This is a genomic window from Pseudomonas sp. St316 (genome assembly GCF_018325905.1).
In the GTDB taxonomy this organism is placed as follows: domain Bacteria; phylum Pseudomonadota; class Gammaproteobacteria; order Pseudomonadales; family Pseudomonadaceae; genus Aquipseudomonas.
In genome coordinates this window covers 3,297,552-3,311,403 of the sequence record NZ_AP021901.1, presented here as the reverse complement: position 1 = coordinate 3,311,403, position 13,852 = coordinate 3,297,552, and the positions used below count along the sequence as shown (strand labels likewise).

The 13,852-nt window shown below is 61.6% G+C and carries 14 protein-coding genes; 8 read left to right on the top strand and 6 right to left on the bottom strand.

What is annotated here, in order from left to right:
• Complete coding sequence (map, locus tag KI237_RS14890; protein WP_212800467.1) at positions 1-768, top strand: type I methionyl aminopeptidase; 768 nt, start codon at positions 1-3, stop codon at positions 766-768.
• A 104-nt stretch (positions 769-872) separates the two neighbouring features.
• Here the strand turns inward: map and KI237_RS14885 are convergent, their stop codons facing one another.
• Positions 873-1,139 (bottom strand): hypothetical protein, encoded by a 267-nt coding sequence (locus KI237_RS14885; RefSeq protein ID WP_212800466.1) that lies wholly within the window; start codon positions 1,137-1,139, stop codon positions 873-875.
• Positions 1,140-1,351: 212 nt separating this feature from the next.
• Between KI237_RS14885 and KI237_RS14880 the strand changes: the two genes are divergently transcribed.
• From KI237_RS14880 to KI237_RS14860, 5 genes are all read left to right on the top strand, one after another.
• On the top strand, positions 1,352-2,029 hold the full coding sequence (locus KI237_RS14880) for a methylamine utilization protein (RefSeq protein ID WP_502937096.1): 678 nt from the start codon (positions 1,352-1,354) through the stop codon (positions 2,027-2,029).
• Positions 2,013-4,370 carry a putative bifunctional diguanylate cyclase/phosphodiesterase gene (locus KI237_RS14875; protein ID WP_212800465.1) on the top strand — a complete coding sequence of 786 codons (2,358 nt, stop codon included), beginning with the start codon at positions 2,013-2,015 and terminating at the stop codon, positions 4,368-4,370. Before KI237_RS14880 ends, KI237_RS14875 begins: the two co-directional genes overlap by 17 nt.
• A 5-nt stretch (positions 4,371-4,375) precedes the next feature.
• Positions 4,376-5,236: a DUF3034 family protein gene (locus KI237_RS14870; protein ID WP_212800611.1), complete on the top strand. Its 861-nt coding sequence runs from the start codon at positions 4,376-4,378 to the stop codon at positions 5,234-5,236.
• Entirely contained in the window at positions 5,236-5,655 is a 420-nt protein-coding gene (locus KI237_RS14865; RefSeq protein ID WP_502937095.1) for a group I truncated hemoglobin, read from the top strand. Before KI237_RS14870 ends, KI237_RS14865 begins: the two co-directional genes overlap by 1 nt.
• Positions 5,656-5,802: 147 nt before the next feature.
• Entirely contained in the window at positions 5,803-6,591 is a 789-nt protein-coding gene (locus KI237_RS14860; RefSeq protein WP_212800463.1) for a hypothetical protein, read from the top strand.
• A 66-nt stretch (positions 6,592-6,657) separates the two neighbouring features.
• Here the strand turns inward: KI237_RS14860 and KI237_RS14855 are convergent, their stop codons facing one another.
• From KI237_RS14855 to KI237_RS14840, 4 genes are all read right to left on the bottom strand, one after another.
• Positions 6,658-7,293, bottom strand: a complete 636-nt coding sequence (locus tag KI237_RS14855) for a LysE family translocator (RefSeq protein WP_212800462.1) — start codon at positions 7,291-7,293, stop codon at positions 6,658-6,660.
• 63 nt (positions 7,294-7,356) lie between these two features.
• On the bottom strand, positions 7,357-8,982 hold the full coding sequence (locus KI237_RS14850) for a methyl-accepting chemotaxis protein (RefSeq protein ID WP_212800461.1): 1,626 nt from the start codon (positions 8,980-8,982) through the stop codon (positions 7,357-7,359).
• Between the two features lie 219 nt (positions 8,983-9,201).
• Entirely contained in the window at positions 9,202-10,185 is a 984-nt protein-coding gene (locus KI237_RS14845) for an aldo/keto reductase (protein ID WP_212800460.1), read from the bottom strand.
• 19 nt (positions 10,186-10,204) lie between these two features.
• Positions 10,205-10,810: a TetR/AcrR family transcriptional regulator gene (locus tag KI237_RS14840; protein WP_212800459.1), complete on the bottom strand. Its 606-nt coding sequence runs from the start codon at positions 10,808-10,810 to the stop codon at positions 10,205-10,207.
• On the opposite strand from KI237_RS14840, the gene KI237_RS30745 reads away from it, so the two are divergent.
• Entirely contained in the window at positions 10,800-11,099 is a 300-nt protein-coding gene (locus KI237_RS30745; RefSeq protein WP_212800610.1) for a zinc-binding dehydrogenase, read from the top strand. The two genes, KI237_RS14840 and KI237_RS30745, sit on opposite strands and share 11 nt — an antisense overlap.
• 51 nt (positions 11,100-11,150) lie before the next feature.
• Here the strand turns inward: KI237_RS30745 and KI237_RS14830 are convergent, their stop codons facing one another.
• Positions 11,151-12,116, bottom strand: coding sequence for an AraC family transcriptional regulator (locus tag KI237_RS14830; RefSeq protein WP_249410736.1), 966 nt, complete (start codon positions 12,114-12,116; stop codon positions 11,151-11,153).
• A gap of 102 nt (positions 12,117-12,218) precedes the next feature.
• Here KI237_RS14830 and KI237_RS14825 point away from each other — a divergent pair, with 102 nt between their 5' ends.
• On the top strand, positions 12,219-13,466 hold the full coding sequence (locus tag KI237_RS14825; protein ID WP_212800457.1) for an MFS transporter: 1,248 nt from the start codon (positions 12,219-12,221) through the stop codon (positions 13,464-13,466).
• The last annotated feature ends 386 nt before the right edge of the window (positions 13,467-13,852 follow it).

Below are 13,852 nucleotides of genomic sequence, written 5' to 3'. Positions count from 1 at the left end.
ATGGTCAAGAATCCGCAGCAGGTTGCCCTGCTGGCGGAGTCTGGCCGGCTCCTGGCGTCTGTGTTCGAACTGTTGGATAAGACCCCGCTGGCGGGGATGTCGACCCTCCAGGTCGATGCCAGGGTGGAGCGGTTCATCGTGGACGATCTCAAGGCCCGACCGGCGAGCAAGGGCCAGTACGGCTTTGGGTTCGTCCTCAATTGCTCAGTGAACGAGGAGGTTTGTCACGGAGTGCCGTCGCCTTCCAGGATTCTGCGTGAGGGCGATATCGTCAATTTCGACATCACCCTGGAAAAGAATGGCTATATCGCTGACTCCAGCAAGACCTACCTGATCGGGAATGTCAGCGCCACCGCCCGGCGCCTGGTCCAGGTCACGTACGAGGCGATGTGGCAAGGCATCCGTACCGTACGGCCAGGCGCGCGACTGGGGGACGTTGGAGCGGCCATTGAGCGTCATGCCAGGCACAATGGTTATTCCGTGGTGCGTGAATATTGCGGTCATGGAATCGGCCAGCAGATGCATGAGGAGCCTCAAGTCTTGCATTTCGGCAAGCCCGGCACCGGCCTGGTGTTGCGCGAGGGGATGGTGTTCACCATCGAGCCGATGCTCAATCAAGGTACGCGCCATGTGAGGACCCAGGCTGATGGCTGGACGGTCGTGACCCAGGACGGGATGCTCTCCGCGCAATTCGAGCACACCGTTGCGGTGACGTCTTCGGGGGTATCGGTACTGACGTTGCGCGAGGATGAGTTGGGCGGGGTTTGAAGGGCCTGGATGGGCACTGCTTGCTGCAAGCGTTGGCAGCGGTAGGTTGGCGATGACCCGGTTCAGTCGCGCCGGTTGAAAATGCACAGGACAGGCGGGCTGACCTACTGCATCGACAGCGCAGCCGTCACGGAGCGAGCCAGGTCGATATGCCAAAGCCGCCCCTGATGATCGAACAGCACGCATTCGTCACCCACCAGGCGCAGTTGCGCATGATGCAACGGCCAGTCGAGGGCGGCGCATAGCCGATGGCTGCTGCGGTGAATGAAGTGCCAGCGCGCAGCACCGTCGCCGACCCCATGACCGATCACCAGCCAGTGTGCGAACGGATAGACGTGCAACGGATCGCAGGATGCTTCCAGGCCGGGCAAGGGATAGCGAGACCTTGGGGGCGCCTGCGCAGGCCTAGAGGCCTGTGTGGTTGATTCGTTCCGGCCACGGCATCAGGGAAGCGCCAGATACAACGCTTCAGGTTTGTGCCAATCGGTCGATACCCTGACAGGTACTCAGTGCGTGACACCCAGTGCCACCGTCAGGGGCTTGTCACCCAGACAATCGCCCCATCGTTTCCTGTGGAATTGGCATGCCCCCAAAAAGCTACCTGTTCATGCTGCTGTTGCTGTTCGCTTCCCCTGTCGCGTGGGCGGTTGTCACGAAACTCGATGTCGAGATTCATGAGGTCTCAGGCAAGCCGCTTGCCGACGCGGTCATTACCCTGCAAGGCCCCATTGGTGGGCCTTCAGCCGCCCTGTCAGCGAACATGGACCAGCGCAACCAGCAGTTTGCGCCCCACGTGCTGGCAGTGCACACCGGCAGCCTGATCAAGTTCCCCAATAGCGACAATATCCGCCATCAGGTCTACTCGTTTTCCCCCGCCAAACGCTTCGAACTGCGCCTATATGAGGGCACCCCCTCTGAGCCGGTCCTGTTCGACAAGCCGGGTGTGGTGGTCCTGGGCTGCAACATCCACGACCGTATGCTCGGTTACGTGTTCGTGACCGACGATCCGCAGTTTGCCGTCACCGACGCCCAAGGCCATGTGGCACTGGACAATCTGGCAGCCGGTGAATACCGGGTGACCCTTTGGCACCCACAGCTCAAAGGGATGCTGCCGGTCGAGGCCGGTTCCTTGAAACTTCCCGCGAGCGGACTAAAACAAGACTACACGCTGACCCTGGAACCCTTACCCGAGCAGAGCGCACCCGCCACCCGTACGTTCGGCGATGCATTCAAGCGAGCCACCCGTGAAACTGCGCAATAGTTTCCAGGCACAAGTCGCCGCAGTGATGATCCTGTTGTCGCTGCTGGTGATCGGCTTGCTGTATTTCAGCGTCAACGCGGCGACCAATACGGCGGTGCGCAGCCAGGCCGACGCGCAATTGGACGTCGGCACGCGCATCTTTGAGCGGCTGCTGGAAGCGCAGGGGAGGCGCCTGGCCGATGGCGTGCAGTTACTGGCCGCCGACTTCGGTTTTCGCGAAGCGGTAGCCAGCCGGGACGCGGCGACCATCCGCTCGGTGCTGATCAACCACGGCAAGCGGATCAATGCCAGCGACATGATCCTGCTGAGCATGGACGGCACCGTACTCGCCAGCACCCTTGAGCACATGCCCGATGGGTCACCGTTCCAGTACGACGGCGCGTTGCGCCTGGCCCGAGGTGCGCGCCAGTCCATGGTGATCGTGCCGTTGCAGGGTAAACCGCATTTGCTGGTGGAGACGCCCGTGCTCGCGCCGCTGCCCGTCGCCAGGGTGGTGATGGGTTTCAGCATGGACAAGGCCTTTGCCAATGAGCTGCGCTCGCTCACCAACCTGGAGGTTTCGTTTCTTGCCGTCGACCAACACCAGCCGGGGGAACTGGTCAGCACGCAGCCCGACGCGTTGCACGGGTCGATTTCCAGCCTGATGCTCGGTTCGTCCCTGCCCGGCGAGGCCACGCTGACGGAGCACCTGAACCACAATTACCTCAGCCAGTTCCTGACGCTGGCAGACGGCTCGGGTGGATACAACGGACAGGTGATCGCCCTGTTGCAGAGTCCGCTCGACGTGGCCATGCAAGCCTTCGCTCCGCTGGATGAAAAGATCCTGGCGATCACCCTGGTTGCGCTGATCGCCTCGTTGGTCGGCGCCTTGCTTCTGGCCCGCGGGGTGTCGCGGCCGGTGAGGTCGTTGGCCTTGGCGGCGGAGCGCATCGGCCAGGGCGACTACCAGACCCCCGTGGTATTGCAACGGGAGGATGAACTCGGCCTGCTGGCCAACGCCGTCAACACCATGCAAAGGGGCATTGCCGACCGTGAGCAACAATTGGCTCACAACGCCCTGCATGACCCGGTCACCGACTTGCCCAACCGGGCACTTGCCATGGAACGCCTGGGCAGTGCGATTGCCGCAAAGCGACCGATGACGGTGATATTCATGGGCATCGATAACCTGCGCGCCATCAACGAAACGGTCGACCCTGAGACGATCGACCGCTTGCTTCGCCAGACCGGTCAACGTATCCAGGCGCTGTTGAGCCCGGGTGACACCGTGGCGCATCTGATCGCCGAGGAATTCCTGCTCCTGCTCGATGGGATGGACAGCGATGCGGCGGTGGCGGTGGCCGACCAGTTGCAGCAGTTCCTGCTCAAGCCCCAGCGCATCAACGGCCATGACCTGACGCTGGACTGCAGGCTCGGGATAGCCGCCTATCCAACCGATGGCGAAAGCGCCCAAAGCCTGCTGGAGCGCGCATCGATTGCGATGAAGGATGCGGCGCAGATGCCCGGGCATCTGCAGGTCTACCAGCACGGGCGCGATTTGGCCCACCGTCGCCAGATCACACTGATTCGGGACCTGCGCCACGCGGCGGGCAACGGCGAGCTGCTCCTGCATTACCAGCCCAAGCTGAACATCTTGAACAATCACGTCCGCCAGGCCGAAGCCCTGTTGCGCTGGCAACACCCACAACTGGGCTCCATCTCTCCAGCCGAGTTCATTCCGATGGCAGAACGCACCGGAAGCATCCAGGCGTTGACCCACTGGGTGATCAACGAGGGCATGCGTCAACTCTCGGAATGGAATGAGCGGGGCCTGCGCCTGGAGCTGTCATTGAACATATCCGCCGAAGACCTCATCAGCGATGACCTGCCCACGCGGGTCGTGGCGTTGTTGCGCAGCCACCGGCTACCCGCCGAACAGCTGATTTTCGAAGTCACTGAAAGCGCGGTCATGCGCGAGCCCGAGCGGGCCTTGAAAAACCTTCATTTACTGCGCGATTGCGGCATCAGCCTGTCGGTGGATGACTTTGGCACAGGCTACTCTTCCCTGGCGCACCTCAAGCGGCTGCCGGTGCAAGAACTGAAAATCGACCAGTCGTTTGTCCGCGACCTGGACGAAGCCAGTGAAGACGCGGTGATTGTCCGCTCGACCATCGAAATGAGCCACAACCTGGGGCTCAAGGTGGTGGCCGAGGGCGTCGAATACGCCCACAGCCTGAGGCTGCTCGAACGTTGGCATTGCGATACCGCACAAGGTTACTTGATCAGCCGGCCGCTGACCGCCGAAGCGTTCGAGGCCTGGGTGGCGTTACCCCTGAATTTCCGTACAGCGCTGGTTCATTGAAGATGATGGCTTCACGTTATTTCCTGCCAATCGGCTGTTGCGTGGCCTTGGCCTTCCAACAGGCTTTTGCCGATGGGCGTTTGATCGCCACGGGCGGCGCCAGCAGCCTGGAGGGCGCGGCAGGCGGCGGGATCACGCCGTGGGCGATGTTGGCCGGGTACGGCGAGCAGGGCGAGTGGGGGGCGAGCGCGTTCGCGACCTCGGTCAATCTGCCGGACTATCGGCTGGATGTCGCCGGGTTGGCCGTGGCCTATGATAACCGGGTCGAACTGTCCTACGCCCAGCAGCGCTTCGACCTGGGCTCGCTGGCGAACAAGCTGAACCTGCCTGAGGATAGCCTGGGCCAGGACATCTACGCCATGAAGGTGCGTTTGTTCGGCGACGTGATCTATGACGCCTTGCCACAGGTCTCCCTGGGCCTGGAATACAAGCACCAGAACAATTTCCTCATCCCAAGCCTGGTGGGCGCCCGGCGCGACAGCGACACCGAAGGCTACCTGGCCGCGAGTCGGTTATTCATGGGAGCGGCCTTCGGCTACAACCTGCTGGTCAATGGCAGCTTGCGCTACAGCCGTGCCAATGAACTGGGGCTGCTGGGATTCGGCGGCGATCGTCGCGACACCCGCCGTGTGCTGAAGGAAGGCTCGCTGGCCGTGCTGCTCAATCCGCGCTGGGCGTTGGGCGCCGAATACCGGCAGAAGCCGGACAACCTGTCCTTCAGCGGGGAGAGCGACTGGTCCGACCTGTTCGTGGGTTACTTCCCCAACAAGCACCTTTCAATGGTGCTGGCCTACGCGCGACTGGGTGAAATCGCGACCCTCGATAGCCAGAACGGCCTGTACCTTTCCCTCCAGGGTAGTTTTTGATGCGCATCTTCCTGCTGATACTCAGCGTGCTCCTGGGAGCCTGTGCGCAACCCTTGCCCAAGGACGACAGTCTCTACCGGGACCTTGGCGGCCAGCCGGGAATTACCGCGATCGTCGAGGGCATGCTGTTGAACATCGCCCGTGATAAACGCATCGTGGAGCGCTTCCGCAAGATTGATATCCAGCGTTTGCGTGACAAGCTGATCGAGCAGTTTTGCGTGGAAGCGGGTGGTCCCTGCCTCTACACCGGCGACACCATGGCCGAGAGTCACAAGGGCCAGGGCATCAGCCGCAGCGACTTCAACGCCCTGGTAGAGGACCTGATCGCCGCCATGGATGACCAGCGCATTGCGGTGCCGGTGCAGAATCGCCTGATCAAGCGGCTGGCACCGATGCGTGGCGACGTCATCGAAAAGTGATGGGCCGGCCAGTGACATCGGGCGTGGCAAGGAATAGCCCATTCGATATTTTGATTGCCGGTGCATGGGCAGCCCGCCCGGCAACCGCTATAGTGCGCGCTCTACGCCGCTCCGGCACTGACACGGCAGTCACAGGAACCCCTTCACATGTCCCATGGCGAAATCGCAACCCGCCCTGAAGTCACCCACTTCCCACTGTCCCCCAGCGTCGAGCAGGCCCGCCAGCTGATACCGCCCGCCCAAGCACGGCTGGCGCAGCGCAAGCACGTGTTCATCAAGCCGTTCATGATCGTCCAGGGACTGGTCTGCGGGTACTTCCTGATCAAATGGGTGGCCCAGGGGCACTACATCGGCGGCCCGATTTTCGCCGGACTGCTCTGGTGCGCAACCTGGGTTTTCAGCCTGCCACTGACCTTGTTCTGGCGCAAGGAACGCCGCGAACTCAAGCGCGTTCAAGACAACGTCGGTGTCGTGCTGCACAAGGAATGCACGGACTTCCTCGCCGAACAGGCCCTGGGGCCCTATCGCTGGATCTCCCGCGGGGAGAACATGCTCGGGCTGTTTCCGGAGACCGCGGTGCTCTATCTCTACGCCGAAGAGTCCGGCTACCAGCATGCACTGATCGACGCGCCGCGGGTGGTCCGCCAAGTGCGGGTGGATGAGAAAGTCCAGACCGTCCACACCTCCAACACCCACACCAACCACAGTGAGCGGCAGGTCAACAGAACGCACTTTGGCAGCGAAATCGGCAGAGGCACTTCCAACTCCACCACCCACACAACCAGTACGAACTACCACACCTTTACCTTGCAGATTCAGTTTCAGATCGGCTCCGGTACGCCTGGCTGGACAACCTGGTCGTTTGGTAATGACTGGCAGGAAGCGGAAAACTGGCGGTTGCAGGTTGCGCAGGCGGCGGGATTGCAAGTGGCCTGAGTGGGGAGGGCTGGCAAGGATGCCGTGCCCAACCCGTTCACTACGATGCGCAGCGCGGGTCTTGGATCAAGGGCGCGAAAACAACAGCTTCAAACCTGCGGCGCCAAATACCAGCGCCAGGGTGCCTTCGATCCATCGGCGCGCCCTGCGATACCCCTGAGTCATCGCAGCCGTGGAGAAAACGATGGCATACCCGCAGAAAATGGTGATGCTCAACACGGCACAACCCGCCAGGATGAGCGCCACCGTTCCAGGGGTTGCTTGCGGCCCCAACCCTAGCGTCATCGTCGCCATCCACCCCAGCAGGGCCTTGGGGTTTGTCAGGTGCATCAGCAAGCCGCGTCGATAGAGGTCCAAGCCTGATAAGGTTGGCGCTGCCGCCAGCTCCTTTTCAAGGCGCGCATCAGGCGTCAGGGCAGAGCGCCCAGCCTTGAAGGCCAGGAATAGCAGGTAAAGGCCACCGACTACCTTGAGCGCGAAGAGTGCCTGCGCGTACTGGGCCAGAATGGCCGACACACCGATGGCGGCCATCGATCCCCAGAAAAAAGAACCACTGATGACGCCGGCCGCGAGCATCAGCGCAGGTTGCCTGCCCTGATGCATCGCCACGCCCATGATCCGCATGTTGCTCGGGCCGGGGCTGGCCGCACCGACGATGTAGACGGTGAAGACCAGTAGCAGGTGGTGCAAATCAAATGACATGGGCAATCCCTTGAGCGTTACGTGCCAGGGAGCTTAGGTGCTCACATGCCAAACGTCACCTGGTCACGTCTTGAATCGCAGCACCAGGTTGTTCAGGTTCACCGCCAGGTGCGACAGCTCGTTGCTGGCAATGAGCGTTTGACGGGTTCCCTCGCTGCTTTGCATTGCCAGGTCGCGAATGCTGACCAGGCTTCGGTCAACGTCCCGGGCCACATGCGCCTGTTGCTCGGACGCCGTCGCGATTTGCAGGTTGCGCTCATTGATCTCCAGCACGGCATGGGTGATTTGTTGCAGGGACTGCCCGGCGTCTTCTGCGGTTTTTCGGGTGCTGTGCACCTCCTGGGTGCTTTTGTGCATCGACGCTACCGTGGCAGAGGAGCCTGCCTGTATCGCCGAGATCATCTGCTCGATTTCCTGGGTCGACGTTTGCGTACGATGCGCCAAGGCGCGGACTTCGTCGGCGACCACGGCAAAACCTCGACCTTGTTCGCCGGCCCGCGCCGCTTCGATTGCCGCATTGAGGGCCAGGAGATTGGTCTGCTCGGCAATGCCCCGGATGACGCTCAGCACTTTGCTGATGTCCTGGGCCTGGCCGGCCAGCGCCAGGACTTGTGCGGATGAACCTTCCACCAGGCTCGTCAAGTTGCGCATGGCCGCCAGGGTTTCAGTGACGCGTTCATTGCCCAGGTCTGCCGACAGGCTCGATTGTTGGGCGGCCTGGGAGGTTGACGTCGCGTTGCGTGCCACTTCTTCAACCGCTGCACTCATCTCGTTGACTGCCGTCGCGGCTTGCTCGATCTCGCTGTTCTGCTGTTGCAAGGTGCGGCCGGCGTCTTCAGTGATGGAGGTCATTTCGACGGCAGCCGTGCTCAGTTGAGTGGACGCACCGGCGATTTCCAGGACCGTGCGCCGCAGCTTCTGCGACATGATGTTGAGCGCCTGCATCAGGCGGGAGGCCTCATCCTTTCCGGTCACCTCCAACTGGCGGGTCAGATCGCCTTCGGCGATGTCTTCAGCCAGTTTCAGCGAGGTATTGATCGGGTCGACAATGCTACGGGTCAAGGCGATAGCGAGGAAAACCGTGAGCATCAGCGCCACGACCACGACGATCATCAGAATGTTGACGCTGTGGTCATACACGGCGGTTGCAATGGCCCCCGACGTCTCTGTCTCTTTTTTATTCAGCTCGCGCATGGCCGTGAGCTTTTCCTGATAGGCGCTGGCGCGGTTTGCCTGTTCAGAGTTGGCAAAGGCTACGGCCTTGTCATGTTCGGTAGCGTCCATCGCGATAACTTGCTTCAACCCATCGATGTAGGTGTTCATCGCCGTGTGCGCGTCATCAAGTTGCGCGCGATCCTTATCGCTTGTAATCAGGTTCTGCCGATAGAATTCGCTGCGAGACTGCAAGGTCTCCATGGCTTCTCGTACTTTGGCCTGCGATGCGCTCTTGACCGAGGGATCGGTGCTGGCCAGCATTCTGATGCTCTCGAGGCGGGCATGTAGAAGCGCGATCTGAATGTCATCGACCACTTGAATGCTGGGCAGTGATTTTTCTTCTATGTCTTGTTCTGCGGCGCGCAAGTGGCCGATCTGGACGTAGGAGAACCCTCCCAGCCCGATCAACAGCAGGGTGATGGCACCAAAGCAGAATGCAGCTCTGCGCGCGATATTGAGGGATCTCAGATTCATGTTTTGGCTCCAGTGGCGTGCCACGTACGCCTTGTGGGAGCTGGCTCTTTGCCAGCCACTGCAGGGTTGGCCAAATCCGATGAAAATTCTGTGAGCTGCGCGTGGTTTTTTTGAGAATGGCGATTAAAGCTGCGCGTCGCCTTTAGGTCTCAAAGCCCCATCGGGCCCACGAGTCTGCTACGACCTGGGGACCCGATACTGTCCGGCAGGGCCAAGTATTCAGGCCACTGGAGGGAGGGTAGTGCGCTCGACCGGCATACCTGCCAACCGGCTGACTTCGTCCAATCGTTGCAGTTGCTCGGCAGAAAGCGTCAGTTCGACTGCTTTCAAATTGGTTTTCAATTGCTCCAGCGATCGCGGGCCGATGAGCGGGGTCGTTCCGTGGGAGCGGGACCAGGCGATGGCTACCTGGTCCGCCGTAGCGCCCAGTTCGTTGGCTGTCGCCGTGACGGTGTCCAGAATCGCGCTGCGCTGAGGAGTGTTTTCCGCTTGGAAAACCTTCCCACCAAAACCTTCGGCTCGGCCTGATTCACCTTTTCGATATTTACCCGTCAACATGCCACCGCCCAGGGGAGACCAGGTCATCGCGCCTATCCCCAGCGCGCGGCACGCTGGCAGCAGATCCGTCTCGCACTCTCGGCGCACCAGGCTGTGCTCGAATTGCGCGGCGGCGATCGGCACCGAACGGTCCAGTTCAGCCATGGTCGCGATGCGGGCCAGGCGCCATGCGGGGAAGTTGGACAACCCGACGTACAGGATCTTCCCGGATCGGGACAGATCCTCCAGCCCACGCAGTAGTTCCTCGGACGGCGTGACGTTGTCGGGGTAGTGCACCCAATACAGATCGATCCTGTCGGTCTTCAGTCGGCGGAGGCTGGCTTCCAGTGAAGCGATCATGGCCCGACGGCTGTTTCCGGTCGCCAGCGGTCCGGCCTCGGGGGAGTCCCCGCGAGTGAATTTCGAGGCCAGGATCACCTCGTTGCGGCGTGCACCCAGCAAATCGCCGAGCAAGGTTTCCGACTGCCCGAACTGGTAGATGTCCGCCGTATCAATCACATTACCGCCGGCCTCAAGGTAGTGGCCCAGCATGGCTTCGCACATGTCACGGTCGGCGCCGTGGCCCCAACCTGTACCGAAGTTGCCGGTGCCTAAGGCTAATTCTGACAGCTGAAGGCCGGTTTGGCCGAAGGATGTGTAGCGCATCGTAGCTCCTGAATAACGACTAGGGTTGCGTTTGATCGGACACACTATTGCCCTGCGATGGCGCAACTGCTCCTAGAAGCGAGTGGCGACACGCTGCGAGAATTTCATCGGCCAACGGCGAATCGTCCGGACAGGCACGTGAAAGAACAATGGCACCCAGTAGCTGCGCCATGATCACAAGGTACTCTGCCCGGGCGGGCTGGGCTTGCTGATCACCTGCCTCGGACGCGCCGTCCATCAAGCCGGCAAGCTGGCTTTCGATGCCTGCGGCAAATGCAGCCCTGACTTCGTCGTCCTTGCGGGCGGCATCGCTACACAATGCGGCCAATGTGCAGCCGGTTGCCCGTTGATCGCGGTGCTCGCGCTTGAGATAGCGCTTGATGGCTTCTTCCGGGGACAAGTCAATTGCACGTGCAGTCGACTGGCCAATGCCACACGTCGCGGCCTCTGCCATGAGCGCGGCTTTGGAGGCGAAGTTCTTGTAGAACCCGCCTTGCGTGAAGCCGGCCGTCGCCATCAGATCAGCGATGCCGATGCCATCGTAGCCGTGTTCCTTGAAGAGCGCAGACGCGGTTTCCACAATGTGCGCACGGTTGGCCTGTGCCTGACTTTTACTGACTTTCATCGCTTCTCCAAGCGCTTGTTCGCAGCCGGCAGTATACGTTGATGTCGATCGACATCAGAAACTTGACACTTTTAGAGTTCGAACGCAATCATTATCCTGCGGACGAAGCCGGCCATTGGGCGGGCAGCTCAACGAAATCGGCAACTTGATCAGGGCCGGTCACGTCAAGCCGGTGATCGATAAAGTCTTCCCTTTCGACCAGGCCAAGGTGGCCCTGGATTACCTGGCCCAGGGGCGGGCGAAAGGCAAGGTTGTGGTGCATATCAAGCAGGATCAAGCGCCTGCTTGAGACGCGATCAATGCAGCGGGGTGGCAGGCAATAAGTGAGGCATTAACCGTCTCAAGCCCTTGCAAGCCGCCGCCCTTGACGACTCATTCCGGGCGGCTGCCCGGTGATCCGCTTGAACGCCCGGCTGAACGCCGCCTGCGACGTATACCCCAGCCGCTGGGCCACTTCCTCGATTGGAAGTCGCTCAAGCGTCAGCCATTGGCTCGCCAGCCTCATTCGCAGCTGCGTGGCATATCGCAACGGTGCGATGCCCAGTGTGGCCTGGAAGCGCTCGGCGAACGCCGAGCGCGAGGTATTGCATTGCTCAGCCAGTTGCGCGACGGTCCAATCGCGCCCCGGGTCCTGGTGCAGGGCCAGCAGTGCGCGGGCCAGGCGCGGATCGCGCAAGGCCGCCACCAGCCCCGAGGCGTTGCCACAGGCGCATTCGACCCATCCGCGAACCACCATCGCGGTCACCACATCGGCCAGCCGTGCGAGGATGCCGGCAAAGCCAATGCGAGCGGCGCTGACCTCGCGTTCCATGGTCGCCAGTATCGGCACCAGTCCTGGATAACGTTGGCCCCCGGCATCGATCACCATCAAACCCGGCATCAGTTTGCTCAGGCCTTGAATACTGCCCAGCTCGAACGCCATGCAGCTATTGAAGATGATCGTGGAGGACGGGCTATCCGACCCGGTGCCGACGTCCACTGCGCTGACGGTGTCCCCGAGCGAGGCGGCGTCCAGGCTGTCGATGTCCTGGACGGACACGTCGACATCGGAAAGCAACTGATGGGCGGCGCCATGGGAAATGAACACGGCATTGCCCGCCGACAAGGCGAAGCAAGTCCCATCCTCCATCCGCAATACCGCGCTGCCGACCGCAATGAAATGGAACCATGCGTGGCCGGGCTTGGCCGCGAAGCCCAGGCCGAAGTCGGCGCCGGTCTGGATACGGCGGTACTGCACGCCGCTCAGACGCATGCCGCGTAGCAACTCGTCGATGAGGTCGGAAGAAAGGAAGAGGGGATCGGTCATGGGGCTTCCGGGGTTTCGGTCAAAAAACAGAGACAGTGCATCATAGATCATCCATTTTCACGCGCCTAGACTGCGGCTTGCGATGAAATGTGGAGATCTGCAATGACTAAATGCGTGTGTGACGCCGAGTTCGACAACAACCGCGCGGCGCTGGACGAGGCGCCGACATCACCGGCCTGGATGGCGGTGTTCTCCCTGGCCATGGGGGTATTCGGATTGCTGACGGCCGAGTACCTGCCGGCCAGCCTGCTGACACCGATGGCGATTCAACTTGGCGTATCGGAGGCGCTCGCCGGACAGGCGGTCACCGTGACGGCGGTGGTGGCCTTGTTCGCCGGCTTGCTCGTGCCGGGCCTGACCCGTTCCATCGACCGGCGCTGGGTGCTGCTGGGGTTCTCGATGTTGATGATCGTGTCCAACCTGCTGGTCGCCTTTTCCTCGAGCCTGACGTTGCTGCTGGTGATGCGGATCCTGCTGGGGATCGCCTTGGGTGGTTTCTGGAGCATGGCGGCAGCCGTGGCGATGCGCCTGGTGCCGGCAGCGCTGTTGCCGCGGGCGCTGTCCATCATTTTCAGTGGCATCGCGGTAGGCACTGTAGTGGCGGTCCCCCTGGGCAGTTACCTGGGTGAGCTTTACGGCTGGCGCAGTGCATTCATCGCGGCAGCGGCGGTGGGCACGGTGACGCTGGTGTTCCAGTCGCTCACTTTGCCGCCGCTGGCACCCCGGCAGCCTGCACGCCTGCGGACCGTGTTCGAGGTCTTGCGACGCCCGGGCATCGCCTTGAGCATGCTGGGTTGCGTCTTGGTGCACAGCGGCCATTTTGCCTTGTTCACCTATATCCGGCCGTTCCTGGAAAGTACCACCGGTGTCGATCCGCTGGGCTTGTCGCTGATGCTGCTCGGTTTCGGCGTGGCGAACTTCATCGGCACCTTACTGAGCGGTTGGCTGCTTGAGCGCAGTCCGAAGGGCGTACTGGTCCTGATGCCCACGCTGGTGGGCCTTGCAGCCCTGGGCCTGGTCCTGTTACCGGCCTCCGTACCAGGACAGGCCGTGTTGTTGGCTGTCTGGGGCATGGCCTTCGGCGGCGTACCGGTGGCGTGGTCGAACTGGGTCGCCCGGGCGGTGCCGGACCAGGCCGAAAGTGCTGGCGGGATGGTCGTCGCTTCGGTGCAGTCGGCGATCGCCGCTGGCGCTGCCGGGGGTGGCCTGATGTTCAGTTTCAGCGGCATCGCCGGCGTATTCGTCGCCGCCGCCGTACTGATGTTCCTCGCGGCGCTGCTGATTGCCCTGCGTGTGCGCGTGGAGACGCCCGCGCAAGGCGCCACGGCTGGGGTTGCATTGCACCTCTGAGCCTGCCCTTCGGGTATTCCCGTACCCCTTGCTGAAATCCATGATATGCCGGGGTGACGCTCGGGGTCATGGCGGCAACGGCGGTGGGGGGGCCGGGAGTTGGCCGCTGTGGCACATCACACAGCTACGGTTGAATACGGCTTCGGGCTCTTGAGCGGCCTCAGCGCAACTCAAGAAAACCAAGCAAGCGCAAACAAACTATGACTTTTTCAAGACTCACCCTGTGAAACGTATTGAGGCTCAACCGTGACGGTCGGAACTTCAGGCGGCGTAATCAACGGAATGTGTTCAGTTCCTGAACACGTGTGTTCTCCATAACTCAGTCGGGCAGCGGAATCAGGCATCTCGGTGGCCGGTTCAACGGTGGCCATGATCCTTACTGAATC

Coding starts and splice junctions, on each gene's coding strand:
- KI237_RS14880 (WP_502937096.1), top strand. CDS start 1,352: ATGCCCCCAAAAAGCTACCTGTTCATGCTGCTGTTGCTGTTCGCTTCC.
- KI237_RS14825 (WP_212800457.1), top strand. CDS start 12,219: ATGACTAAATGCGTGTGTGACGCCGAGTTCGACAACAACCGCGCGGCG.
- KI237_RS14860 (WP_212800463.1), top strand. CDS start 5,803: ATGTCCCATGGCGAAATCGCAACCCGCCCTGAAGTCACCCACTTCCCA.
- KI237_RS14855 (WP_212800462.1), bottom strand. CDS start 7,293: ATGTCATTTGATTTGCACCACCTGCTACTGGTCTTCACCGTCTACATC.
- KI237_RS14865 (WP_502937095.1), top strand. CDS start 5,236: ATGCGCATCTTCCTGCTGATACTCAGCGTGCTCCTGGGAGCCTGTGCG.
- KI237_RS14870 (WP_212800611.1), top strand. CDS start 4,376: ATGGCTTCACGTTATTTCCTGCCAATCGGCTGTTGCGTGGCCTTGGCC.
- KI237_RS14850 (WP_212800461.1), bottom strand. CDS start 8,982: ATGAATCTGAGATCCCTCAATATCGCGCGCAGAGCTGCATTCTGCTTT.
- map (WP_212800467.1), top strand. CDS start 1: ATGGTCAAGAATCCGCAGCAGGTTGCCCTGCTGGCGGAGTCTGGCCGG.
- KI237_RS14845 (WP_212800460.1), bottom strand. CDS start 10,185: ATGCGCTACACATCCTTCGGCCAAACCGGCCTTCAGCTGTCAGAATTA.
- KI237_RS14830 (WP_249410736.1), bottom strand. CDS start 12,116: ATGACCGATCCCCTCTTCCTTTCTTCCGACCTCATCGACGAGTTGCTA.
- KI237_RS14840 (WP_212800459.1), bottom strand. CDS start 10,810: ATGAAAGTCAGTAAAAGTCAGGCACAGGCCAACCGTGCGCACATTGTG.